We start from the raw sequence: 24,545 nt of genomic DNA on the forward strand, positions 1-24,545 counted from the left end.
GGCCGTAACCAGGGGACGACGTGGCACGGCAGGCAAGCTCAGGCGAGGAATTCGCACGCCCGATTCGGCGGCTGTTCGTCGGCGCGCTGGTCGTCGTTCTGTTCGCCATCTTCGTTCTGTGGCGGATCGACTCCCCCCGCGCTGAACGCTTCCGCGCCATGATCGTCGACAGCATCGTGCCGCAGATGGACTGGGCCTTGGTGCCAGTGACCAAGGCGGCCGAGCTGTTGGACGGCGTACAGTCCTACGCCCGGCTGCAGCAGCAGAACCAGGACCTTCGTCGCGAATTGCAGCAGATGAAGGCCTGGAAAGAGGCGGCGCTTCAGCTTGAACAGGAAAACGCCAAGCTTCTCGACCTCAACCGCGTGCGGCTCGACCCTGCGCTGACGGTCGTGACGGGGCAGGTGATCGCGGATTCCGGGTCGCCCTTCCGGCAATCCGTACTTTTGAACGTGGGCGCGGCGCGGGATGGCATCATGGATGGCTGGGCCGTGACCGACGGGCTGGGCCTTGTGGGCCGCATTTCGGGCGTCGGCCAGAAATCGAGCCGCGTTCTACTTCTGACCGACAATTCCAGCCGCATCCCCGTGACCATCCAGCCTTCGGGCCAGCGCGCGATGCTTTCGGGCGACAACTCGGCCCTGCCGGTTCTCGACTTTATCGAAGTTCCCGAAGAAGTACGTCCGGGCGACCGCGTCGTGTCCTCAGGGGATGCCGGAGTTTTCCCGGCAGGGCTTCTGGTGGGGAACGTGGTTCAGGCACGGGACGGGCGGCTGAGGCTGCGCCTGTCGGCGGACTACGAGCGGCTCGAGTTCCTGCGCGTGCTCAGAAGCCAGCCCGCCGAGCCTATCGACGCGCCGGCGACGCTGATCGGTCCGGTTCTGCCGACGCCGCCAGAGGTGGCCCTGACCGATGGCGAGGTGGCCGATGGCTGAAGTGTCGCGCGCGGCGCATTGGAAGTTCCGGGGGCTGTTCCTGCTGATCGCGGCGGTCCTGTTCTTCGTGCAGCTTCTGCCGCTGGCCTCCGGTGCCGGGCGGATGCCGGGGCCGGACGTGCTGCTTCTGGTCGTCGCGGCATGGGTGCTGAGGCGGCCCGACTATGTGCCGGTGCTGCTGATCGCGGCCGTGTTCCTTCTGGCCGATATCCTCTTCATGCGCCCGCTCGGGCTCTGGACGGCCATCGTCATCCTCGGGACCGAGTTCCTGCGCGCCCGGAGCGTGGCCGTCCGCGACTGGTCCTTCGCTGTCGAATGGCTGGTGGTCGCGGTGACGATTGCAGTCATGTTCCTGGCGAATGCTCTTGTTCTGACGCTTTTCATGGCGAATGACGCACCGCTCGGGCTGACGCTCATTCACCTGATCGCCACGGTTCTGGCCTATCCGCTGGTGGTGATCCTTGGCGCGCGGGCCATGGGGCTGCAAAAGATCGCACCGGGCGAGGTCGACGCATTGGGGCACAGGCAATGAAGCGTTCACCGAGAGAGACAGAGGAAAGCAGCGGCCTGATCACGCGCCGCGGTCTGGTTCTGACCGGCTTGCAGCTTGGCTTCATGGGTGTGCTCGCGATGCGGATGCGCCAGATGCAGATCGAGGAGGCGGATCAGTACCGCCTTCTGGCCGAGGAAAACCGCATCAACATGCGCCTGATCCCGCCGTCGCGGGGCATCATCTATGACCGGAACGGCGTACCGGTGGCGCAGAATGCCCAGAACTACCGGATCGTCATCGTGCGCGAGGATGCGGGCGATGTGGACGCCGTTGTCGACCGTTTGCGCCAGATCGTGCCCTTGGACGAGGACGACCTGGAGAGGAGCCTCAAGGAAATCTACCGCCGAAGCCCCTTTGTGCCCGTCACCCTTGCCGACCGGCTGAGCTGGAAGGATATCGCCGAGGTCGCGGTCAATGCTCCGGCGCTTCCCGGTATCACGCCCGATGTCGGCCTGTCGCGCGAATATCCCCTTGGCGAGGATTTCGCCCATATCGTGGGTTATGTCGGTCCGGTCAGCGACTATGACCTCTCGAAGATCGAGAACCCGGACCCTCTGTTGCAGATCCCGAAATTTCAGATCGGCAAGATCGGGCTTGAAACCAAGCTCGAGGCCGACCTTCGTGGCAAGGCAGGCACCAAGCGGATCGAGGTGAATGCCGCTGGCCGCGTCATGCGAGAGCTCAGCCGGGATGAATACACGCCGGGCACCGATGTGCAGCTGACCATCGACCACGGGCTTCAGAACTATGCGCAGGCACGGCTTGCGGGCGAAAGCGCGGGCGCTGTCGTGATGGATGTGGAAACGGGCGACCTTCTGGCTATGGCCTCGTCGCCGTCCTTTGACCCGGACCTTTTCGTGCGCGGCATTTCGACCACGGATTACCGATCTCTCACAGAGAACAAATATCGCCCGCTCTTCAACAAGACGGTGCAGGGCACGTATCCCCCCGGTTCGACCTTCAAGATGATGACAGGTCTCGCGGCGCTACGGGCAGGCGTGATCGGTCCGCAGGAAACGGTCTATTGCCCTGGCCACTTCTCGCTGGGCGGGCGGCGCTTCCATTGCTGGAAGCGCGGCGGCCACGGCTGGATGGACCTGAACAACGCGTTGACCCAGTCCTGCGACGTCTATTTCTACGAAGCCGCGCAGCGGATGGGCATCGACCGTCTCTCCGAGCTTTGCCACGAATTCGGCCTGGGCGAACGCCATGACATTCCCGTGTCCGCCGTGGCCGACGGTCTGATCCCGTCGACCAAGTGGAAGGCGCAGGTCCGGGGCGAGACCTGGCGCCCCGGCGACACGATCAATGCCGCGATCGGGCAGGGCTATGTCCTGACCTCGCCTCTGCAGCTTGCGGTGATGACGGCGCGCATCGCCTCGGGAAAGGCCGTCGTCCCGCGACTGGTGAAGTCGGTGGACGGTGTCGAAGCGCCGATCGTCGAGGCAGAGCCGCTCAACGTCTCGGCGCGTCACCTCGACCTGATCCGGCGCGGCATGTGGAGCGTGTCGAACGGACAGCGTGGCACCGCACGACGCTCGCGCATCGTGGCCGACGGCGTCGAGATGGCTGGCAAGACCGGCACCAGCCAGGTGCGTAACATCACTGCCGCCGAACGGGCACGCGGCGTGTTCCGCAACGATCAGCTTCCGTGGGAGCGTCGGGATCACGGGCTGTTCGTGGCCTACGCCCCATTTGACAAACCGAAATACGCCATCGCCTGCATTGTCGAGCATGGCGGCGGCGGATCGAGCGCTGCGGCCCCGCCCGCGCGCGATATCCTGCTCTATGCGCTTTACGGCGACGTGCCCCCGCTCGACGCCTATCCCAGCGATCAGCGCGAGCGCATCCGCTCGATGCACGAGGAAATGGTTCTCCGCCCGCGCCAGAAAGCCCCGGATGGGCCGAGCCGCGCATGAGTTATCTTGAATATCAGGTCCAGACCGTCCCGTCGGGCGCGCGCAAGATCCTCTACGCGAACTGGGCGCTCGTCGTCCTTTTGACCGCCGTGGCGGCGGTGGGCTTCCTGATGCTCACCTCGGTTGCGGGGGGCGAGACGGGCCGTTGGGCCGAGCCGCAGATGAAACGCTTCGCGCTCGGGCTGACGGTCATGATGATCATCGGCATGGTGCCGATCTGGTTCTGGCGGAACATGGCTGGGCTGGCTTATCTCGGCTCGCTGCTGCTGCTGGTTGCGGTTGAGCTCTTCGGAACGGTCGGCATGGGCGCGCAGCGCTGGATCGACCTTGGTTTCATGCGGCTTCAGCCGTCCGAGGTGATGAAGATTTCCCTCGTGATGATCCTCGCCGCCTATTACGATTGGCTGCCCATCGCCAAGGTGTCGCGGCCCTTCTGGGTGCTGGTCCCTCTGGGACTGATACTTGTGCCGACGGCGCTCGTGCTGAAGCAGCCTGATCTCGGCACCGCGATCCTTCTGGTCGCGGGCGGAGGGATCGTGATGTTCTGCGCCGGTGTGTCTTGGTGGTATTTCATCGCGGTCATTGGCGCCGCCGTGGCACTGGTCTGGTCGGTTTTCGCCTCGCGCGGGACGGACTGGCAGTTGCTCAAGGACTACCAGTTCCGCCGGATCGACACGTTCCTAGATCCGTCCACCGATCCGCTCGGCGCGGGTTATCACATCACCCAGTCGAAGATTGCGCTTGGCTCCGGCGGCTGGACTGGCAAGGGGTTCATGCAGGGCACGCAATCACGGCTGAATTTCTTGCCCGAAAAGCACACCGATTTCATCTTCACCACTCTGGCCGAGGAGTTCGGCTTCGTCGGCGCCTTTTCTCTTCTCGTGCTGTACGGGCTTATCATCCTCTTCTGCGTGCTGTCGGCGCTCGGCAACAAGGACCGCTTCGGCGCGCTTCTGACCCTGGGGATCGCGGCGACGCTCTTCCTGTTCTTCGCGGTCAACATGTCGATGGTGATGGGCCTAGCCCCGGTCGTGGGCGTACCGCTTCCGCTGGTCAGCTATGGCGGATCGGCCATGCTCGTCCTGCTTGCGGCCTTCGGTCTTGTTCAGTCGGCCCATATCCACCGGCCCCGTGCCCGATGACGCTGGTCCTCTTTTCCGCACCCGACAGCGTCTGGGACGAATACCGCGACGTGCTGCCCCGCGCCATTGCCCGCGCCGGTGTCGAGGCCCGGATCATCCGCGACGATGCCCTGACCGACCCGACCGAGGTGGACTACATCGTCTACGCGCCCTCGAGCCGCCTCAAGGACTTCACGCCCTTCACGCGGCTGAAAGCGGTGCTGAACCTCTGGGCGGGTGTCGAGGCGATCGCCCCCAACCCGACGCTCAAAGCGCCACTCGCCCGGATGGTCGATTACGGGCTGACCGAGGGCATGGTCGAATGGTGCGTGGGTCATACACTCCGCCACCACCTGGGGATGGATCAGGACATCCGGCGGAACGATGCAGAGTGGCATCCCCATGTTCCGCCACTGGCGCGCTGGCGGAATATCACGGTCCTGGGCCTCGGCGCTTTGGGCGAGGCCGTGGCGCGGGCGCTGGTCGACCTTAACTTCCGCGTAACCGGATGGAGCCGCCGTCAGAAGGACATCGGCGGCATCTGCTGCCTCAGCGGTGACGATGGCCTGCGCGAGGCGCTGTCTTCAGCCGAGATCCTGATCCTGCTTCTGCCGCTTACCGACAACACACGCGATCTCATGGACAGGAACCGGCTCGCTCTTCTTCCGAAAGGCGCGTGTGTCATCAATCCAGGCCGCGGCCCGCTGATCGTGGACGAAGACCTGATCGACGCGCTCGACAGTGGCCAGATCGCTCACGCGACGCTGGACGTCTTCAGAACCGAGCCCCTGCCGCCCGAGCACCCTTTCTGGGCGCATGACGGCGTGACGGTCACGCCGCATATCGCTTCGGACACAAGGCCCCAAAGCGCCGCCGATGTCGTGGCCGAGAATCTCCGCCGTGGTGAGACGGGCGAGCCGTTTCTCCATCTCGTGGACCGCTCTGCCGGATACTGAGAACAGGATCGCCGTTCTTTGGGTCCGGAAAATCCTCGGGGGTGAATTCGTGCGCGATGCGCGCGAAGAGGGGGCAGACAGCCCCCTTGCGTTTTTCGGACAGGCCGAAAAACGATCCGTTTTCCGGGGGAAAACGGCGGCTATCTCAGCCGTGGCGGCGCGTCGGGGTCCATGCCGGGTGCGGACGGTCCCTCTGAAGCGGGCGCTTCGGGGATGTCGAAGCGCAGTGCGACCCGCGCCAGATGCGCCGCCATGGGGTCACTTGCGCGGAAAAAGCCCACATCCATCTCTCCCGCCTCGACGCCGGAAAAGATCAGCGCCTCATGCGCCGCCCGCGACAGCGCCGGTTCGGCGCCCGGAACCGGGTCGATGAAGGCGAGGATATGTCCCTCGGCGCCATCTTCGTAACGGGCCGTGGCCAGGTAGGCGAAACGTGCCAGCCCCTGCGCCGTCGCCAGCTTGGTGTCGAGCGACAGGACCAGCGCTTCGGGGACACCTCCGGGCGGCGCGACCTCGACAGGACGTGCCTCGACCTCGCCCGGTCCGTCTGCGAGAGTCGTCGCCAGCCACGCCATGGCGTCCGGGGGGATCAGAATGGAGGAGGGGGCCACGCCGAGGTTCAGCCCAAGTCCCAGCCCTTCGGCGGCCAGAAGCCCGGCAAGCGCCCGCCCTGACAGGGCGGCATAGGGCGCGATGTCCCCGGTGAAATCCGTCAGCCGGTGCTCGCGATCAAAGGCCAGCACGAAACGCCCGTCCTCGGTGTCGAAAACACGCGGGTCGACCGTATCGCCCTGGGCCTCGCCGTCGAGCAGCAGGAACAGTTCCGACTCGGCCAGCCGATCGTAGAAGCGGAGCCGCGCCGCGTCGCTGTCTTCGGCCTCCATCGAGGCATGGGCGATATCGAGGGGGGTGTCCTGGGTCATGTCAGCGCCTCTTTGACGCGAAGCCGGAGCGTGGGCAAGAGCTCGGCCTCGAACCAAGGGTTCTTGCCCAGCCAAGCCGTATTCCGCCAGGACGGGTGGGGCAGGGGCATGACGTCCGGCCCGACAGATCGCCAGTCCATGACTGTCCGCGTCACGCCGGCTCGCGCGTCGGCGCCGAGATGCCATTTCTGCGCGTAACCGCCGATCAACAGCGTCAGGCGAATACCCTCCAACCGCTCCATGATCCGGTCGCGCCACGTGGCCGCGCAGACAGGCGGCGGAGGAAGATCCGATCCGCTCGCATTGTAGCCCGGAAAACAGAAAGCCATGGGCACGATCGCCACGCGGTCCCGGTCGTAGAAGGTCGCTTCGTCGATCCCCATCCACTCTCTCAGACGTGTGCCGGAGCGGTCCCAGAAGGGCTTGTTCTCGCGGTGGACGCGAAGCCCCGGCGCCTGGCTTGCAATCAGGATACGAGCGCTTCCGTTGAACCAGACCACCGGGTTCGGCCGATGGGCCGTATGGGTCGCGGCGAACCGTGCGCGGCAGATCGTACAGGCGGTAAGCTCGGCCTTGAGGTCTTCCATCCCGGTCATGGGCCTTCATTTAACCGAAATCAACGGAGCGGCCAGTCCGCTTGACATGTTTCTATATTTCTAGAAGCATCGAAATATGATTCGAGAACACAATACCGACGACCTCACCGAAGCAGCGGGCATCTTCGCCGCGCTAGGCTCCGAACAGAGGCTTGCCGTCCTCCGTACGCTTGTGCGTGCCGGGCCTGACGGGCTGACCATCGGCGACCTTGGCGCGCGGACGGGCGTGACCGGTTCGACCCTGACCCATCACATGAAGCTTCTGGCCGCAGCTGGGCTCGTGACCCAGGTGCGCGATGGACGGCGCGTGATCTGCATGGCTGCCGACTATTCCCGGATGCGCGCGATATCCGATTTCCTGCTCAGCGAATGCTGCGCGGACGCTTCAGACACTGACAAGGCACATGACCATGGCTGATATTTCCCACTCTCACCCGATAGTCCGGAAAATCGACAAGGTCTGGCTTGCGGCGGCGGCAATTCCGCTTGTCATCGCCTTGTTCGATCCCGCGCAGGCCTGGGAGACGGTTGTTTTCGCCGCCGGGGCGCTTGGTCACACGGCTATCTTCATCGTCTTCGCCATCGGTGCGGTCGCCTACCTGAAAGCGTCGGGCGCCGAGGCGCTGCTCGCGCGCGCCTTCGAGGGGCGAGAGGTACAGATGATCCTGATGGCGGCGCTTCTGGGCGGGCTTTCGCCGTTCTGTTCCTGCGAGGTCATTCCCTTCATCGCTGCGCTTCTGGCGGTGGGCGCGCCCCTGTCGGCGGTGATGGCCTTCTGGCTGGCCTCTCCGCTGATGGATCCGGCCATGTTCCTGATCACGGCGGGCACGCTCGGGTTTCCCTTCGCGGTCGCCAAGATGCTGGCAGCCATCTTCATCGGCCTTCTGGGCGGTGCGACTGTCTATCTTTTCGCCAACGGCCCGGTCTTCGCAGACCCGCTGAAAACAACGGGGGCGACGAGAGGCTGCGGTTGCGGTCCGTCGCCCTTCTCGGGCAAGCCGGTCTGGGCGTTCTGGCACGAGGCGGACCGTCGAGCGACTTTCCGCGAGACGCTGATCGAGAACGCGCTCTTTCTCGGGAAATGGCTCCTGATCGCCTACATGGCCGAGGCCGTGATGCTGGCCTATGTTCCGGCCGAGGCGATTGCGGGCGTCCTGGGCGGCACAGGCGTCTGGCCGGTGATCCTTGGGGCATTGATTGGCGCGCCGGCCTATCTGAACGGCTATGCCGCCGTACCGCTGGTCGATGCGCTCCTGGCGCAGGGCATGGCGCCTGGGGCGGCGATGTCCTTCATGCTGGCAGGCGGGGTCAGCTGCATCCCCGCCGCCATCGCGGTCTGGGCGCTGGTCAAGCCGCGGGTCTTCGCCGCCTATCTGGGGATCGCCTTCGCGGGGTCGCTGCTGGCCGGTCTGGCCTGGGGCGCGGTCGCGCTCTCCTGAGCCTCAGCTGCCCGGTCGTGACTCTGGCGGGTCGTCATAGACGGCCCAGCCATATCTTCCGCCGGAAGAGGGCAGCTCGCCCTCGCGCATGTTGCGGGCAATGTAGGCCTTGGCGATGAAATTCGCGGTGATCGGCGCGGTCAGAAACAGGAACAGCGTGATCAGAAGCTCGTGGATCGAGATATGACCGGTCTTGGCGATGAAGTAGATCATCGAGGCGATCAGCACCCCGCCCACACCGAGCGTGGTCGCCTTGGTGGGCGCGTGCAGACGCTGAACCGAGTCCTTCAGCTTGATCAGGCCGTAGGAGCCGACAAAGCCGAAGACGCCGCTGATGACCAGAAAGACCGAGATCAGGATTTCAACGTACAGGGGCATGTGTCACCTCACTCGATAATGTCGCCGCGAAGCAGGAACCGGCAATAAGCCACGGTTGAGACGAAGCCGACCATCGCGATCAGCATGGCAGCCTCGAAGTAGATCGCCGTGCCGCGCGCGATGCCGTAGATCACCAGAAGCGCGATGAAGTTGATGACCATCGTATCGAGCGCGAGGATACGGTCCGCCGCGTCTGGGCCGACCGAGATGCGCCAGAGGTCCATGAGAAGCGCGAGGCCATAGCAGATGGCGGCGAAGAAGAGGGCGGCTTCGATCATTCGAAAATCTCCATGAGGCGACGTTCGTAGCGCGATTTGATGCTGTCCCGGACGCCGTCCGGATCGTCGGTATGCAGGCAATGAACCAGAATGACGCTGGCATCGGCAGACAGTGTGGCTGACACCGTGCCGGGCGTCATTGTGATGGTCCCCGCCAGTACTGTGATCGCCTCGGGCGATTTCAGCTCGATCGGGACGGGAATCCACTTGGACGCAATGTTCTTCTCGGGCTTGAAGAGGATGATGAGCGCCACCTCGACATTGGCCACCACGATATCCCAGAGCACCACAAGAAAGTATTCCGCGACCTTAAGGGGGCGTCGGATGGTCGGGCGGTTGGGCCAGTAGGGCGCGGTGATCGCGGGGATGATCAGGCCGAGGGCCGTGCCAAGGATCAGGTTGCCAAGGGACACGGTGTTCACGAGGCCGAGCCAGACAAGCACCAGCGTCACGCTGAGAAGAGGGTGCGGGATCAGGCGTTTCAGGATCATTCTGCAGCCTCCTCCGGTGTCAGCACCGCCGAGATATAGCCCTCGCGGTCGAAGATCTGCGCCGACGTCTCCTCGAGATAGGCCGCAAGCGGCCCGGCGAGAACCGCCAGGAGCGCAAGAGCCGCGATCGCGGCCATGACCGGGGTAAGCTCGCCCGGACGCGCGCCTATCGCCATGTCGCCGGTGGCCGGGGCGGAGCCGCCTGTGGCTTCATCTGCAAGCGCAAGCGAGGTCGATTTCCAGAAGATCGTGCTGCCCGCGCGGGCAAAGCCCACGATGGTGAAGAGTGAGCCCACGAGGATCGCTGTCCAGGCCCAGGGCATCGCGCCCGGTTCGCGGATCGCGTCGAGCACGAGGAGCTTGCCCAAGAACCCGCTGAGAGGCGGCATCCCGGCCATCGCGATGGCCGCGCCGAAGAAGAGCGCGGCAAAGAGACCGTTCTGCGCGGTGGGCGGCATGGTCGTCAGGCTGTCTCCGCCGCGCCGGGACATTACGAGGTCCGCGACAAGGAACAGGCAGGCCGCAGCGAAGGTCGAATGGACGAGATAGTAAAGCGCCGCCGTCATCGCCTCGGGCGTGAAGGACGCGACCGCGACCAGCAGCGTGCCCATCGACCCCACGATGGAGAAGGCGATGAGCGGCATCAGCCGCCGCGCGCCGAGGACGCCAAGCGCGCCGATGGCGATGGTTACGATGGCTGCAGGGAACAGCCACGTTGCGGCGATTCCTTCGGTGCTGGCGACATCCGGTCCGAAGGCAAGCGTGTGTATACGGATGATCGCATAGGCCCCTACCTTGGTCATGATCGCGAAAAGCGCCGCGACGGGAGCAGGCGCGTTGGAATAAGTAGCGGGCAGCCAGAACTGGACCGGGAAGAGCGCCGCCTTGACCGCGAAGACGATCATCAGAAGCATCGCCGCCACGCGGACGAGCGCCGCTTCTTCCACCGGGATCTGGGGCACCTTCGCCGCGAGGTCTGCGATGTTGAGCGTGCCGGTGCTGGCGTAAAGCGTGCCGAGCGCGAAGAGGAAGAGCGTCGAGCCGGCAAGGTTCATCACCACGTATTGCAGGCCCGCGCGCATTCGCTCGCGCCCGCCCGAGTGGATCATCAGCCCGTAGGACGCGATCAGAAGAACCTCGAAGAATACGAAGAGGTTGAAGATGTCGCCTGTCAGGAAGGCACCGCAGATGCCCATAAGCTGGAACTGGAAAAGCGCGTGGAAATGCCGGCCGCGCCGGTCCCAGCCCGTCGCGATGGCGTGCAGCAACACGATCAGGGCAAGGGCGGCGGTCAGCAGGACCATCAGCGCCGACAATCGGTCAAGCACCAGCACGATGCCGAAAGGAGCGGGCCACGAGCCGAGCCGGTAGACGGTCGTCTCACCGCCAGCCGCCTGCAGGGCGAGGCCGATGGCGACGGCCAGCAGCAGGACCGTGCCGGAGACCGATGCGATCCGGCTCAGCCGGATGTCGTGGCGCGTCACGAACCCGATGATAGGCGCCAGAAGCGCCGGAAGGACGACGGGGGCGATAATCCAGTGCATCAGCTCTCACCGTCCTTCCCGGACGCGGCGTCCGCATCCGCGATGTCGATCGTGTCGCTGTCGGCTTCGAGAAACGCGCCGAGCGCGATCATCACCAGAACGGCGGTCATCCCGAAGGAAATCACGATGGCCGTCAGCACCAGCGCCTGCGGCAACGGGTCGGTATAGGAGGCGTCGCCGTATTTCGACAGGATCGGGGACATGTCGATGGCCAGCCGACCGCTCGCGAAGAGGAACACGTTGACCGCATAGGACAGAAGCGCCAGCCCGAGAATGACGGGGAAGGTTCTGAGCCTGAGCAGCAGGTAGACACCCCCTGCAGTCAGGACGCCGACGGCGCTTGCGACGAGAAACTCCATGTCAGCGGGCCTCCTCAGCGTCGGACTGGCGCTCGGACGGGTCGTAATCCATCGCCTCGACGTTCACGTCCGCCGACCCGGCATAGCGGGCGATGCGCGACAGGCTATAGAGCATGAGCATCACGGCCCCGAGCACCGTCAGGAAGACGCCAAGGTCGAAGAGCATCGCGGTGGCAAGCTCGAATTCCTCGATGGGCGGCAGGTGCACATAGGTGTAGCCACTGGTCAGGAAGGGCAGGCCGAAGACCCATGCGCCCGCCCCGGTCAGCCCCGCGATGACGACGCCAAAGCCGATCATGGCATGGTACTCGATCCGCTGCCGGGCCTGCGTCCAGGCAAAGCCCGAGGCCATGTACTGCATCAGCAGCGCGATCGCGATGACGAGGCCCGCAACGAAGCCGCCGCCCGGCTGGTTGTGACCCCGCAGGAAGATGTAGATGCCGACCATGATCGCGATGGGCATCAGAAGCCGCGTGACGACCACCATCATCAGCGGGTGCCGGTCGCGCGACCGGTCCTGCGAGTAGTCGACGTTGCGCAGGCGCCGCGCGGCGGGCCCTTCCAGAAGCGCCTGCATCAGTGCGTAGATGATCAGCCCGGCGATTCCGAGGACGATGATCTCGCCATAGGTATCGTAGCCCCGGAAGTCGACGAGGATCACGTTGACAACGTTGGTGCCGCCGCCGCCCTCGTAGCTGTTGGCGATGTGGTAGTCCGAGATCGTGTCGATATCGCGGAGCAGGAACGCGTAGACCAGCCCGCCGACGCCGCCGCCCGCCGCGATGGCGATCAACCCGTCGCGGAGTTTCAGCCCCATGGGGCTTTCCCGCGGGGTCTCTTTCGGCAGGAAGTGAAGCGCCAGGAGAAGGAGCATGATCGTGACGGTCTCGACCGAGATCTGCGTCAGCGCGAGGTCTGGCGCCGAGAGATAGGCAAAGCCCGCCGAGATCGACAGCCCGATGATCCCGATCAGGACCAGCGCGCGGAAGCGGGCGCGATGCATTAGAACGACCGACACCGTTGCCACGATCAGCATCAGCCAACCCACGGCGATGACCGGCGGGATCGGCAACAGCTCGCGGGTTCTCTCGGACAGGCCGCCGCCCGCGAAGGCCACGGCGCCAAGGCCGACGGATGCGACGGTGAAAATCGCCAGATAGCGGCTGATCGCGCCGTTATGCACGCCCTCGGTGATGGTGCGTGCAAAGGCGGCGAGCGCGGCGACAAGACCGTCGAAGATGGTTTTGGCTTCGGGGCGGGGGGCCTTGATCCAGGCGCGGTCGAGGGGTGCGTGGATCGCCAGAAGGACCGCGCCGCCAAGGATCGCGAGGATCGACATGTAAAGTGCCGGCGTGACCCCGTGCCAGATCTTCAGATGCGGGTGCAGGTCGGCGCCCGTCACGGCGCTGGCGGCGGCAGTGACGATGGGCTCGGCCACCGCAGGCAGGATACCGATCAAAAGGACAAGCACGGTCAGAAGCGCCGGCGCGGCCCACATGCCGAAGGGCGGGTCGTGGGGCTTGTGCGGATAATCGTCCCTGACCGGCCCGAGAAAGACATGCGCGATGAAGCGGAAGGAATAGGCGACCGACAAAAGCGCGCCGAGTGTCGCGAGGACCGGCACCACGTAGTAGCTGTCGAGCCACTTGGTGTGCGAGGCCTCTTCCAGCATCATCTCTTTCGACAGGAAGCCGTTGAAGAACGGGATGCCCGCCATCGAAAGCGCCGCGATCGTGCCGATCACGAAGGTAACGGGCATCAGATGGCGGAGGCCGCCCAAGCGCTTGATGTCGCGGGTGTGCGCCTCGTGGTCGACAATGCCCGCAGTCATGAAGAGCGCGGCCTTGAAGGTCAGGTGGTTGATGATGTGGAAAACCGCCGCCACTGCCGCCGCCTCGGTGCCGAAGCCCAGAAGCATGGTAAGCAGGCCGAGATGGCTGACCGTGGAGAAGGCCAGAAGCGCCTTCAGGTCGTCCTTGAAGAGCGCGATCAGCGCGCCGAGCACCATTGTGATAAGGCCGGTGGTTCCGACGATGTAGAACCAAGCGTCGGTACCCGCGAGCGCGGGCCACATGCGCGCCATCAGGAACACGCCCGCCTTCACCATGGTGGCCGAGTGCAGATAGGCCGAGACGGGCGTGGGCGCCGCCATCGCGTGGGGCAACCAGAAATGGAACGGGAACTGCGCTGACTTGGTGAAGGCGCCGAGCAGGATCAGGATCAGCGCGGGCAGGTACCAGTCCGACGCCCGGATCAGGTCGCCCGCCGCAAGGATGTCGGTCAGGTTGTAGCTGCCCACGATATTGCCGAGGATCAGCATACCCCCGATCATCGCCAGCCCGCCGGAGCCGGTGACAGCGAGTGCCATGCGCGCGCCCTGACGGCCCTCGGGCAGGTGCTTCCAGTAGCCGATCAGCAGGAAAGACGAGAGCGACGTCAGCTCCCAGAAAATCAGCAGAAGCAGGATGTTGTCGGAAATGACGATGCCCAGCATCGCGCCCTGGAACAGGAGCAGATAGGTATAGAACTGCCCCATCGGATCGTCGCCCGACAGGTAGAACCGTGCGTATAGCGTGATCAGCAGGCCAACACCCAGGATCATCGTCGCAAAGAGAAAGCCCAGCCCGTCCAGAAAGAAGCTGGCGGACAAGCCCAGTTGCGGCAGCCACTCGATTTCCGCCTGTATCACCTCGCCCCTGAGGACTGCGGGCGCAAAGGTCATAAGAAGGATAAGGGCGAGCGCAGTGGGAACGGCGGTGAAGCTGGCGCAGGCCGTCCGACCGGCGCGGATCATCACGCCGGGGACAAGCGCGCCCACGAAGGGCAGAAGCGCGATCAGGAAAAGGAAATGTGCCCCGTCGCTCATCTCTCCAACCCTCGTTTCCCCGTTTGTTGCTTTTGGATACCCATGGCTGGCCGAGATGTAAAACGCATGCTGCGGCGCCAGATGCTTTTTCGACCCGCCGCGACGTCACGGGGTTTCGGCAGAGTCCTGCCGGACACATAGGCGAAGAACCGCGATAGGCCGGGCCCTTTGCAATTGCGGTCCCAATATCACCTCGGCCATAATGTTGACAAAGGATCGTCACAGGTCCTGCAAGCCGGGAAGGTTAACTTCCGGTGAATCTAGGCACGAGCAGGTCGCATGATCGAGTTCAGGAACGTTAGCAAGTCCTACTGGACGGGCGAGCGGCGCAAGGTGATCCTTGACCGCGCGTCCTTTCGCGTGGAACTGGGCAATTCCCTCGGTATCCTCGCGCCGAACGGGACGGGCAAGACGACGCTTATCAACATGATGGCGGGGCTGGAAAAACCCGATGAGGGCGACATCCTCCGCCGTTCGCGCATCTCGTTCCCTCTAGGCTTCATGGGCGGCATCGTGGGGCGCCTGACAGCGATGGAGAACGCGCGCTATATCGCGCGGCTCTACGGCAAGGACCCCGACTACCTCGAAGCTTTCTGCCGCTGGGTCTGCGGGTTGGAAGAGTATTTCGACATGCCCGTCGGCACCTACAGCGCGGGCATGCGGGCGCGGTTTTCCTTCTCGCTCCTCCTGGCGCTCGATTTCGACATCTATCTGATCGACGAGGGAATGCCCGCCACGACGGATGCGGCGTTCAACAAGAAGGCGGGTCACATCCTGCGCGAGCGGCTGAAGACGGCGACCGTGGTCATCGTGTCCCACCAGGCCAGCACACTGGAAAAATTCTGCCGGTCGGCCGCCGTTCTGAAGGACGGCCAACTCATCATGTTCGACACTCTGGAAGAGGCGAAAGAACTCTATGACTATGAAGCCCAAAGCGCATAAGTTCCGCATTCGCCGCAATCCGACCCCGGCCGACGCCGTGCGTGCGTCCGGCCCGGCCGGGACCGAGGATGGCTTCGGCGACACGCCCTTTCCGGGCTCTGCCGCCGCCGAGGCCGAAGCGGGACACGCCGCCGCGGGGATCGCCGAGATCCGCAAGGAAGGTCTGACCGGGCGGCAGCTGCGCATGGCGCGGCGGCTGGCGCAGAAGCACGGCCTGAACCCCGGCTCGGATTTCGATGCGGTGCGGCTGCTCAGGGCAAAGGGGATCGATCCGTTCGACCGCGCCAACATGCTCGAACTGGTCCACGCGCGTTCAAAGCCGCAAGTCGAACATCAGGAAGCCGGGGCAGGGACGGCCGCTCCTGCGGCGACGCCGAACCTTCCGCAGCGTGTCCGCTCGGAGCCCCAGCTTCCCGGCACGCCTGCGGCCGAAGACCCGCTCAGACTGCACGAGCTGGAGCGCATCCAGCGCGACATCGTCCGCCGCCGACAGCGCAACGTGACGTTTCTTGTCGCGCGTCTCTGCGTATTCGTCATCCTTCCGACACTGGTGTCCTGGTTCTATTTCGCCTTCATCGCCACGCCCAGCTACGCCACCCGCTCGGAATTCGTGGTCCAGCAGGCCGACTCGGCGTCGAGCGCAGGCGGAGGTCTCCTGGGGGGTACCGCCATGGCGACCAGCCAGGATTCGATCATGGTTCAGGACTTCCTGATGTCTCGGGAAGCCATGCTTAGACTGGACGCCGATCACGACTATCGCGCGCATTTCAGCGATCCTGCGATCGACGGCTTGCAGCGGGTGCCGCCGGATGCCTCGAACGAGGACCTTTACGCACATTACCAGAACCACATCACCATCGGCTACGATCCGACCGAGGGCGTGATCCGGATGGAGGTCTCGGCGCTGTCCCCCGAGATGAGCCAGGCTTTCTCCGAGGCGCTGATCGGCTATGCGGAAGAGCGCGTGGACAGCGTGACCGAGCGCAAGCGCGACGACCAGATGCGCGGTGCCCGCGAGAGCTTTGACGAGGCCGAAGCCAAGATGGTCGCCGCTCAGGAAAAGGTTCTCACGCTTCAGGAGCAGTTGGGCGTAATCAATGCCGAAACCGAGACATCGGCCCTGATGGGCCAGATCACGACATTCGAGACCCAGATCGCCGAACGCCGGCTTCAGCTTCAGCAGCTTCTCGACAACGCCCAGCCGAACCAGGCCCGCGTGGCCGGCGTCGAGGGTGACATCAGGCGCCTTGAAAACCTGGTGGCAGAACTGCGCGCACAATTGACCGAGGCCGGGGCGCAGACCCGCTCGCTTGCCTCGATGAGTGCGGAACTGCGCATGGCGGAGGTCGATCTGGAGACGCGGACCATGATGATGCAGGAGGCGCTGCAGCAGATGGAAGCGGCCCGGATCGAGGCGATGCGTCAGGTGCGTTTCCTGTCGCTCGGCGTGGCACCGATTCCCCCCGACGAGCCGACCTATCCGAAGGTCTTCGAAAACACGCTGATTGCGCTCTTCATTTTCGCGGGACTTTACCTTCTTGCGTCGATCACGCTGGCGGTGTTGCGGGACCAGGTCTCGAACTGAGCGGGGGCATCGGTTTTTCCTTTGCACGGGGCTTGCGAAGACCAAACGGTCTGAGTAAGAAGCGCCAGCCTGCTGGGGTGTAGCCAAGTGGTAAGGCAGCGGTTTTTGGTACCGTGTACCGTAGGTTCGAATCCTACCACCCCAGCCAGGCCGGATTCCTTCAAAGATCGTTGGACCTTTTCGCCCGGATAGCCTGGAAACGGCCCCACCAATCGCCCCTCCCGCGGGTGAGACGGGTGCCCCGCCCGGCGGACCGGACGAGGCTTGATCAGGGGCGGCTCAGAGGAACCGGTGGTCGACCCCTCCGGCCCAGTACTCCCAGTCGTCCCGCTTGTTGTCCGCCTGCGTACCGAGGATCAGGTGCTCCGGCCTCATGCACAGACGATTGTGACAGCGGTGCCGAACGACCCAGTCCCGCCCCACGATGTGCCGCTCCAGCACGCAGTGGACGAACCGGTAGGCGGGTAGCTGGTGACCCCGGAAGGTTACCTTGCGCGGGGCGGCGGTGTTGGTGACCCAGCAGCCTTCCGCCGTCTCTCGGGTATCTTCCAGGAGTGAGAGGGCCCGTTGCCGGGCCTCCTCGTAGTGATTTTCGATGACGTCGCGCATCCAGCGCTCGCTTTCATCTTCGTAGATCACCGCATCTTCGAAGAGATCAGTAGACATCTTCAAGCCCGAGATCGAATGGAGCAGGGTCCATCGCGGGTGTGGGATCTTCAAGCAGATCGGGCTTTCGAAGGTGTTCGGCCAGGTTTTGGCTGTATCCATCAGGCCCCTTGATTTCGCCGCGCTCGATCCAGAACCCTTCGTCGACCCAGATGGTTCGGCGGTAGTCTTTGCCTCCCCACTTTGCCTCCGCTTTCCGCCAGCCCAGCTTAGTCATGATATGCCTGTCTGAGTTGGCGCTAGATTTCAGCTCGTCAGATATGATCCGCGCGATGTCCGCCAACGGCACCGCGTGTTGGCCAAGGTCAGCAAGATGATCTCGCATCAGTTCGTGCGTCGCCAGCCCATGCGCCCCGTGAACCCGCTTCATGAGCGGCGTAGCGTCCTCGACGACGTTCAAGGTCTTCGCTGAGAATCCCTCGGAGAGCGTCCTAGTCATCAGGGATTTGTAGAGCCCTGCCAAGAACTTCTCTTCTTTCATCGCCTCTTTGATCTCCCCGACAAGCCGTGAAAACTTACCGGCGTGTGGTCCGGTCGAGTGGCCGTCGTGATCAATATCGATGAGATAATACCGTCTGTCGTACTCCTCTATCCAAAGTGGGAGGTGATTGGTGGTGAACAGAAAGCAGCAGCATTGCTCTGTCCGCTGTGCCTCCTGGCCTTTGCGTTCAACCGTCACCTCCTTTTCGGTGATGTACGTCTTTAACGCGTTCCCTTGCGACGAGTCGGGCTTCAGCCGAAGCTCCTCCGATATCACCAACTTGCTCGCCAGAACTGTGCTGTTGAAGCGAGCGGCCAGCTTGTCGACGTTGTTCAGCGTCACCGCGTTTTGCTCTCCGAAGAGCCGCGCTATCAGCTGGCAGAGCGTGCTTTTCCCGGAGCCTTTTGCCTCCGAGTAGAGGAATGGAGCCCAAGTCGGCTTGTCTTCCTCATTTTGCAAACACCACGCGACCCAATCGAGAAACATCTCCTTCTCGGCGTCACGGGTGAAGATCGCATCGAAGAATTCACCTGCTTTGCCCATGTCGGGTTCGATGTCATCGAGCCTTCGATAAGCTGGCGGTGACCAACTGTTGACGCCCACCATCCCATTTTCCCGGATCAGACGTCCTGGAGTGGATGGATCGCATCGAACAGAACCATTCCAGATCGGAATGGTCTGGTCCAAAGCCGAGTGCCTTAGCGCGATGGCACGATTAAATACCGCGGCTAAAACATCTGCGCTCTTGTCTGCCTCGGGGAATTCTTCCGCGAACCTGACTACGCAGGCTCGTTCGACATCATCCCTCGACAGTTTCGTTTCAAGACGATCAACCGCGTAGAACTTGCTATCGCGGCGAACGTACCAAGAGCACATGGCCTTAGTCAGTTCCTCGATACTTCGCTTTCTGCGAGCATCTTCCTCATCTTGGTTTTCTGGGCGGATTCCTCCTAGGATTTACAGATCAATTTTGGTCAAAGTCTGTCGCTTTCTGGCGTCAAAAGACGCCTTATTATTGTTTTTTATGCGTTTTCCGGTGGCTGAGTGTCGCCACCGGCGTGTAGAACTCAGCAAGCCAGACGCGATGAATTTTGTGTTCTTGCCCGAAGGCTACGGCGCACTGAGGGACCGATTCCTCGATCCGAAGAGTTCCCTAGCGAAGGCCGACCAGTCAGAAAAGTCGCCAAATTAGTTTTTTTATTCGGGCCGAACACCTTCGTCCGACACACTCCCGAGTACATTCGCGACCCGCCTACCGGTTCGTCCACTGCGTGCTGGAGCGGCACATCGTGGGGCGGGACTGGGTCGTTCGGCACCGCTGTCACAATCGTCTGTGCATGAGGCCGGAGCACCTGATCCTCGGTACGCAGGCGGACAACAAGCGGGACGACTGGGAGTACTGGGCCGGAGGGGTCGACCACCGGTTCCTCTGAGCCGCCCCTGATCAAGCCTCGTCCGGTCCGCCGGGCGGGGCACCCGTCTCACCCGCGGGAGGGGCGATTGGTGGGGCCGTTTCCAGGCTATCCGGGCGAAAAGGTCCAACGATCTTTGAAGGAATCCGGCCTGGCTGGGGTGGTAGGATTTCCAGCATCACCTAGAAACCCATCGAAAACCCCGGAAAAGTCCACCATCTGGGGCGGTTCGTGGGGCGAAACGGGTGCGAGGGGTGGTCTTCGACGGGGACGGAGGGAGGCTGAGCCAAGCGTGACGCTGGGGTGGTGTGTCCGGGCGATCCCTCGGCCCGTCGCTTCGACTGTCCCAACGCCCTCTCACGGGCCGATCCCTTCACTTCACCAGCGCGCTCTCGTGTCGGCTTAGGCTTGGCGGTCCTTGACGGTGCGAGGTCTGTCGTTCGCCCCACCGGTCCGAAAGCTGCCGTTCGTAGCGATCGGTACGAATGACCGCTCTGCGGACGAATCTGCCGTCCGGCATCCTGCGGTGCCCTGTGCTAGAAGGGAGGTTGAGTGCAGTTAAATGATGGCTTGGCTCTTCGCCAAGCGGTCAAACGCGCTTACGATGTGGCACATTCAAATCACACTGCACGCCGCGTACGGCACGAATGATCGGGGGCGCATGGACCAGCAAATCCGCATGGAGCTATCCGAGGCGAGGGGGGAGGAGGCCGATCACCTCCGACTTGTCGGTGCGCTTACGGTGAATACCGTTTCTCAACTTTATCCGAGGCTTCGACAGCTCGAGCCCGATCATCACACGCTTATCGACCTGGCGGCCGTTGAACGAATGGATACGGCTGGCGCATGGGTGCTGTGTGATCTGGAAACGCGACTTTTGGGCCACGGCAGAACACTCGAACTCCGGAACGCGAGTGAAGAAACCATTCTCCTTCTGGAGAGCGTTCGACGAGCGATGCCGGTCAAGACGGAGCCTGTCATCAGTGCCCGAGGCCTTGTGGCATTCTTGGAAAAAATCGGTCGCGCGGTTGCTTCAGGCACCGCATTTCTTGTCGAGTTGACAGCTTATCTTGGGCAATTCTTCGATCGGCTGGCGCGTATGATACGGCATCCGCACGAGTTCCGTCTGACCGCCCTTGTCGCGCACGCCGAGGATGTCGGTCTCCGCGCAGTTCCGATTGTCGCGCTCATGGCGTTCTTGATAGGCGTTGTCCTTGCTTTTCAGGGCTCCGCCCAGTTGCAGCAGTTCGGGGCCGAGGTCTTCGTCGTCGATCTGATCGCGATTTCGATCCTCCGCGAACTGGGCATTTTCCTGACCGCGATCATCGTGGCAGGTCGCACGGCCTCGGCCTTCACGGCGGCCATAGGGTCCATGAAGATGCGGGAAGAGATCGATGCCATGCGCACCCTTGGCCTCGATCCGGCCACGGTCCTCTTTCTGCCGCGCATTCTGGCGCTCCTGTTGATGTTGCCGATCCTCGGGCTGATCGCCAATCTCATGGGCCTTTTGGGTGGAGCTTTGATGGCGTGGATCGATCTTGGCATTTCCCCATCGATGTTCCGCACGCGGCTGATCGAGGGGACCGACGTGAGTCATGTCTTTGTCGGTCTTGTAAAGGCACCGTTCTTTGCGCTCATCATCGGGGTCGTTGGCTGTCACGCCGGCATGCAGGTGAAGGGAAACGCCGAGTCGCTTGGTCGTATGACATCGAACGCGGTCGTAACGGCGATCTTCGCCGTGATTGTGGCCGATGCCATGTTTTCAATCTTTTTCGCGCAGATTGGGCTATGAAGGACAATACAACGGCAGAGGTGATCATTCGTGTGCGCGGGTTGAAAAACCAATTCGGTTCCCATGTCGTGCACGAGAACCTCGACCTCGATGTCTGCCGCGGAGAGATTCTGGGCGTGGTCGGTGGATCGGGCACCGGAAAATCGGTCCTGCTGCGATCGATCATAGGTTTGCAGAAGCCGACATCGGGATCGATTGAGGTTTTCGGCATCGACGTGCTGGCCGACGCAGAGGCCGCGCGCGACACCCTGGACGAACGCTGGGGTGTAATGTTCCAGGACGGTGCTCTCTTTTCATCGCTTACCGTGCGCGAGAACGTGGAAGTGCCGATGCGCGCGATTCAGGGGCTGGCGCCGACCCTCAGACGGGAACTGGCCGATTTGAAGATATCGATGGTGGGGCTCGAATACCTGGCAGGCGACAAGTATCCTTCCGAACTTTCGGGGGGCATGCGGAAACGGGCAGGTCTTGCCCGGGCGCTCGCGCTCGATCCGGAGATCGTGTTCCTGGACGAGCCAACGGCAGGTCTCGATCCGATCGGTGCCGCCGCATTCGACGATCTCATCCGCAATCTCAGCCGTTCCCTTGGCTTGACGGTTTTCCTCGTCACGCATGATCTCGACACGCTCCACGCCATCTGCGACCGCATTGCTGTCCTTGCCGATCGTAAGGTACTCGCGACGGGTACTCTTGAGGATATGCTAGGCGTCGACGATCCTTGGGTGCGTGAATACTTTCACGGCCCCCGGGCGCGCGCGGCGTTCAAACCGTCGTCACCCGACGTGGCTTCAGGAGAGGACCCGTAATGGAGACGCGCGCGAATTACGTTCTGATAGGGGCGTTCGCACTCGCCGGTTTTCTGGGAATCCTGGGGTTTTTCCTTTGGTTCGCAAATGTGCAGCTGGATCGCCAGTTCGCGTATTACGACATCGATTTCCGTTCGGTCGCAGGTCTGAGCGACGCCTCCGATGTGCGGTTTTCGGGACTGCCGGTCGGACAGGTTGTCGATGTTCGACTTTCGCCGAACAACGATGGCAGCGTCCGTGTCAGGATCGAGGTTGACGCCGAAACCCCCGTCCGGGAGGACAGCATCGCGACGATCGAGGCGCAGGGCGTGACAGGCGTGTCTTATGTCGGAATATCGCCGGGATCGCCCGACGCGCCGCTTATCGCGAGGTCTTCCGTCGACACGAATGACGATGTTCCAATGATCGAGGCCGGGCAATCGGTGTTGCAGTCCCTGTCTCAGGATGCTCCGGAAATCCTCGCCGAGACACTCGAGGTTGTGCGCGAGTTGCGTCAGTTGATCGGTGGTGAGAACCAGCGGCGGGTCGAGTCGATACTGGAGAATGTCGAACGGTCTTCGGTTTCGTTCGCTCAGGCGCTCGACGACTTCTCGGCCATTAGCGGGACAGTCTCGAATTTCGCCCGAGAGATAGACCGCTTCAACACCACGCTTGATGAACTGACGGGAGATGCGTCCGGCGTTCTTGCCGCCGCCGAGACGACGTTGTCTTCGCTCGATGAGTTGTCAAGCGACGCGCGGCGGGTGTTGGCAGTAGGGGCCGAGACCCTCGAACAGGCAAAAACGACAATCACTACGACCGACCGCTACCTTACTGAAGCGCTTGGTCCAGCAACCTCGCGACTAAGCCTGTCCGTCACCGAGATCGAGACGCGTTTTGCCGAGCTGAGCGAAAGCGTATCCGGCCTCGTTGAAACTTACGAAGAGACCGGTCAAGCGGCCACGGCGCGGTTGACCGAGGCGAGGGAAACGCTGACGGCGGCGAACGCGATGATCGCGACAGTCGATACGACACTTCAAAGCGTGGATTCGGTCGCGCAAAGACTCGATGGCCTGATTGCCGATGGCGCCGAGCCACTGATCTCGGAGTTGAGGGTGGCGACGTCGGAAGCGACGGAGGTGATCGCGATGATCGGCGACACCGCCGAAACCGATCTTCCAGTGATACTATCCGAGATACGTGCAGCCGCCGAAAGCGCGTCGGCAACGATCATGCGTGTCGGCGACGACCTCTCATCGGCGTCTGGCAGGGTAGATGACCTCACCTTGAGCGCGGATGAGACGCTGAATGCCGCCCGCGTGACCTTCGCCAATGCCAATGAGACCTTGTCGGCGATCAACGCCGCGCTTGTGACCGGCGACCGCGCCCTGACGGCGGCGGAAACGGCGTTTCAAGGGGCCGACCGCGTTTTGAATGAGGATATCGGCCAGATCATCGAGAGTCTGCGCTCCACACTCGCCGAGTTGGAGACAACGGTCGGGCAGGTCGCAACGGAAATACCCGGCGTCACAGAAGACCTGCGCGCGGCGAGCCGGTCGGCCGAGACAGCGTTTGCTCAGATCGCGCGCGCTGTCGACCAATCCGCACCGGCCATTCGCGACTTTGCGGCAAGCGCGCTGCCGCAATACGGTCGGCTTGCTGCCGAGACGCGGGCTCTGATCGATAACCTCGACACGCTGGTTGAGCAGATCCGCCGCGACCCGAGCCGATTCTTCCTTGATCCACGTGCCCCGGAGTTCAGACGATGAATGCAAGAGTGCGACTGCTTCTTTTGCTTCTGCCATTGCTGGCTACCGGATGCTCCGCAATCTCCGCTCTGGAAGACGCGTCCGAGCCGCTCGAGGTGTACGAGCTCCGCACGCCACAGGTCCAGAGGGCCGGTACCCGCCGAAATGTGGAAGTTGTCGTCGAAGAGCCGGTCGGCAGCGGGGCGCTTGCGGTCGAACGGATCATGATCCGACCAGCGCCGCTTCAGGCGCAATACCTGCCCGGTGTGCGATGGGCAGACCCGGTGCCTGTGATGCTTCAGACACTTCTGGTGAGGAGTCTTACAGAAGCGGGCGCGCTCGGTTCTGTCGGTCGTCGCCCCTTGGGAACGAACGGCGATTACGCTGTCTTGAGCGAACTGACCGACTTCCAGGGGGAATCGGGAGAGGGAGTAAGCGGCGCGACGATCCGTGTCCGTCTGGTCTTTCGTATCGTTCGCGAAAGGAATGCAACGGTTGTCGCTACGCGAGCCTTCTCGGCGACAGAGCAATCCCTATCCACCGATGCAGTCGCGATAGTCGAAGCATTCGATCGCGCAACAACAAGAGTTATTGCAGACGCCGTGCCTTGGATTGTGTCGCACACTCGTTGAGTGCCAGCGTTATCGTAATTCAGCCTCCTCTTCACCAAGGGTGAATTCCTTGCGAGTTTGGCATTCGGGCCAAGTGATGGCGGTACAAGACTGTTCTGCCGGGACATAACTGAACTTCAGCTTTGGGCTACGAGCGGCCTTCTG

The 24,545-nt window shown here is 63.0% G+C and carries 24 protein-coding genes and 1 tRNA gene; 15 read left to right on the top strand and 10 right to left on the bottom strand.

All coding sequences use genetic code 11. The features are described from left to right. Positions 1–20 precede the first annotated feature (20 nt). Genes mreC through GQ651_RS16915 form a run of 5 tightly spaced genes read left to right on the top strand, consistent with a single transcriptional unit; the run spans position 21 to position 5,484 of the window. Positions 21–935, top strand: coding sequence for a rod shape-determining protein MreC (gene mreC / locus GQ651_RS16895; RefSeq protein ID WP_160765447.1), 915 nt, complete (start codon positions 21–23; stop codon positions 933–935). Then, on the top strand, positions 928–1,467 hold the full coding sequence (locus tag GQ651_RS16900; RefSeq protein WP_160765448.1) for a rod shape-determining protein MreD: 540 nt from the start codon (positions 928–930) through the stop codon (positions 1,465–1,467). Before mreC ends, GQ651_RS16900 begins: the two co-directional genes overlap by 8 nt. Further along, entirely contained in the window at positions 1,464–3,407 is a 1,944-nt protein-coding gene (mrdA, locus tag GQ651_RS16905; RefSeq protein WP_160765449.1) for a penicillin-binding protein 2, read from the top strand. The genes GQ651_RS16900 and mrdA overlap by 4 nt, the downstream gene beginning before the upstream one ends. Further along, on the top strand, positions 3,404–4,549 hold the full coding sequence (rodA, locus tag GQ651_RS16910; RefSeq protein ID WP_160765450.1) for a rod shape-determining protein RodA: 1,146 nt from the start codon (positions 3,404–3,406) through the stop codon (positions 4,547–4,549). The genes mrdA and rodA overlap by 4 nt, the downstream gene beginning before the upstream one ends. After that, positions 4,546–5,484, top strand: a complete 939-nt coding sequence (locus tag GQ651_RS16915; protein WP_160765451.1) for a 2-hydroxyacid dehydrogenase — start codon at positions 4,546–4,548, stop codon at positions 5,482–5,484. The genes rodA and GQ651_RS16915 overlap by 4 nt, the downstream gene beginning before the upstream one ends. A 140-nt stretch (positions 5,485–5,624) precedes the next feature. Here the strand turns inward: GQ651_RS16915 and GQ651_RS16920 are convergent, their stop codons facing one another. Both GQ651_RS16920 and GQ651_RS16925 read right to left on the bottom strand, forming a co-directional pair. Beyond that, complete coding sequence (locus GQ651_RS16920; protein ID WP_160765452.1) at positions 5,625–6,407, bottom strand: SseB family protein; 783 nt, start codon at positions 6,405–6,407, stop codon at positions 5,625–5,627. Beyond that, positions 6,404–6,994, bottom strand: a complete 591-nt coding sequence (locus GQ651_RS16925; RefSeq protein ID WP_160765501.1) for a uracil-DNA glycosylase family protein — start codon at positions 6,992–6,994, stop codon at positions 6,404–6,406. Before GQ651_RS16925 ends, GQ651_RS16920 begins: the two co-directional genes overlap by 4 nt. Positions 6,995–7,079: 85 nt before the next feature. Between GQ651_RS16925 and GQ651_RS16930 the strand changes: the two genes are divergently transcribed. Both GQ651_RS16930 and GQ651_RS16935 read left to right on the top strand, forming a co-directional pair. Then, positions 7,080–7,421 (top strand): ArsR/SmtB family transcription factor, encoded by a 342-nt coding sequence (locus GQ651_RS16930; protein WP_160765453.1) that lies wholly within the window; start codon positions 7,080–7,082, stop codon positions 7,419–7,421. After that, positions 7,414–8,442 (top strand): permease, encoded by a 1,029-nt coding sequence (locus tag GQ651_RS16935; protein WP_160765454.1) that lies wholly within the window; start codon positions 7,414–7,416, stop codon positions 8,440–8,442. The genes GQ651_RS16930 and GQ651_RS16935 overlap by 8 nt, the downstream gene beginning before the upstream one ends. Before the next feature lie 3 nt (positions 8,443–8,445). Here GQ651_RS16935 and GQ651_RS16940 read toward each other — a convergent pair whose 3' ends face one another. From GQ651_RS16940 to GQ651_RS16965, 6 genes are read right to left on the bottom strand one after another with little or no spacing between them, the layout of a single operon-like run. Next, positions 8,446–8,820: a Na+/H+ antiporter subunit G gene (locus tag GQ651_RS16940; protein WP_160765455.1), complete on the bottom strand. Its 375-nt coding sequence runs from the start codon at positions 8,818–8,820 to the stop codon at positions 8,446–8,448. Positions 8,821–8,828: 8 nt separating this feature from the next. Then, positions 8,829–9,098 carry a K+/H+ antiporter subunit F gene (locus GQ651_RS16945; RefSeq protein WP_160765456.1) on the bottom strand — a complete coding sequence of 90 codons (270 nt, stop codon included), beginning with the start codon at positions 9,096–9,098 and terminating at the stop codon, positions 8,829–8,831. Next, positions 9,095–9,586 (bottom strand): Na+/H+ antiporter subunit E, encoded by a 492-nt coding sequence (locus GQ651_RS16950; RefSeq protein ID WP_160765502.1) that lies wholly within the window; start codon positions 9,584–9,586, stop codon positions 9,095–9,097. Before GQ651_RS16950 ends, GQ651_RS16945 begins: the two co-directional genes overlap by 4 nt. Further along, a complete protein-coding gene (locus tag GQ651_RS16955) occupies positions 9,586–11,136 on the bottom strand; it encodes a monovalent cation/H+ antiporter subunit D (protein WP_160765503.1) in 1,551 nt (516 codons plus the stop codon). Before GQ651_RS16955 ends, GQ651_RS16950 begins: the two co-directional genes overlap by 1 nt. Further along, positions 11,133–11,492, bottom strand: a complete 360-nt coding sequence (locus GQ651_RS16960; RefSeq protein ID WP_160765457.1) for a Na+/H+ antiporter subunit C — start codon at positions 11,490–11,492, stop codon at positions 11,133–11,135. The genes GQ651_RS16955 and GQ651_RS16960 overlap by 4 nt, the downstream gene beginning before the upstream one ends. Position 11,493: 1 nt before the next feature. Further along, a complete protein-coding gene (locus GQ651_RS16965) occupies positions 11,494–14,358 on the bottom strand; it encodes a monovalent cation/H+ antiporter subunit A (protein WP_160765458.1) in 2,865 nt (954 codons plus the stop codon). Between the two features lie 279 nt (positions 14,359–14,637). Here GQ651_RS16965 and GQ651_RS16970 point away from each other — a divergent pair, with 279 nt between their 5' ends. From GQ651_RS16970 to GQ651_RS16980, 3 genes are all read left to right on the top strand, one after another. Then, the gene (locus GQ651_RS16970; RefSeq protein WP_160765459.1) at positions 14,638–15,300 is read left to right on the top strand and encodes an ABC transporter ATP-binding protein; all 663 of its coding nucleotides are present in this window, start codon (positions 14,638–14,640) and stop codon (positions 15,298–15,300) included. Continuing rightward, positions 15,275–16,885 carry a capsule biosynthesis protein gene (locus GQ651_RS16975; protein WP_160765460.1) on the top strand — a complete coding sequence of 537 codons (1,611 nt, stop codon included), beginning with the start codon at positions 15,275–15,277 and terminating at the stop codon, positions 16,883–16,885. Before GQ651_RS16970 ends, GQ651_RS16975 begins: the two co-directional genes overlap by 26 nt. Before the next feature lie 73 nt (positions 16,886–16,958). Next, positions 16,959–17,033 (top strand) — tRNA-Gln (locus GQ651_RS16980). A 131-nt stretch (positions 17,034–17,164) separates the two neighbouring features. Here the strand turns inward: GQ651_RS16980 and GQ651_RS16985 are convergent. Together GQ651_RS16985 and GQ651_RS16990 are read right to left on the bottom strand one after the other, a co-directional pair. Further along, a complete protein-coding gene (locus GQ651_RS16985) occupies positions 17,165–17,551 on the bottom strand; it encodes an HNH endonuclease (RefSeq protein ID WP_227258318.1) in 387 nt (128 codons plus the stop codon). Beyond that, the gene (locus GQ651_RS16990; protein WP_160765461.1) at positions 17,541–18,719 is read right to left on the bottom strand and encodes a primase-helicase family protein; all 1,179 of its coding nucleotides are present in this window, start codon (positions 18,717–18,719) and stop codon (positions 17,541–17,543) included. Before GQ651_RS16990 ends, GQ651_RS16985 begins: the two co-directional genes overlap by 11 nt. Positions 18,720–19,321: 602 nt before the next feature. Here GQ651_RS16990 and GQ651_RS18825 point away from each other — a divergent pair. From GQ651_RS18825 to GQ651_RS17015, 5 genes are all read left to right on the top strand, one after another. After that, positions 19,322–19,465, top strand: coding sequence for an HNH endonuclease (locus GQ651_RS18825; protein WP_319637480.1), 144 nt, complete (start codon positions 19,322–19,324; stop codon positions 19,463–19,465). A 640-nt stretch (positions 19,466–20,105) separates the two neighbouring features. Continuing rightward, entirely contained in the window at positions 20,106–21,236 is a 1,131-nt protein-coding gene (locus tag GQ651_RS17000) for an ABC transporter permease (RefSeq protein WP_160765462.1), read from the top strand. After that, complete coding sequence (locus GQ651_RS17005; RefSeq protein ID WP_160765463.1) at positions 21,233–22,042, top strand: ABC transporter ATP-binding protein; 810 nt, start codon at positions 21,233–21,235, stop codon at positions 22,040–22,042. Before GQ651_RS17000 ends, GQ651_RS17005 begins: the two co-directional genes overlap by 4 nt. Then, positions 22,042–23,790, top strand: coding sequence for an MlaD family protein (locus tag GQ651_RS17010; protein ID WP_160765464.1), 1,749 nt, complete (start codon positions 22,042–22,044; stop codon positions 23,788–23,790). Before GQ651_RS17005 ends, GQ651_RS17010 begins: the two co-directional genes overlap by 1 nt. Next, positions 23,787–24,401 (top strand): ABC-type transport auxiliary lipoprotein family protein, encoded by a 615-nt coding sequence (locus tag GQ651_RS17015; RefSeq protein WP_160765465.1) that lies wholly within the window; start codon positions 23,787–23,789, stop codon positions 24,399–24,401. Before GQ651_RS17010 ends, GQ651_RS17015 begins: the two co-directional genes overlap by 4 nt. The last annotated feature ends 144 nt before the right edge of the window (positions 24,402–24,545 follow it).

Source organism: Kangsaoukella pontilimi (assembly GCF_009830125.1).
Lineage (GTDB): Bacteria > Pseudomonadota > Alphaproteobacteria > Rhodobacterales > Rhodobacteraceae > Kangsaoukella > Kangsaoukella pontilimi.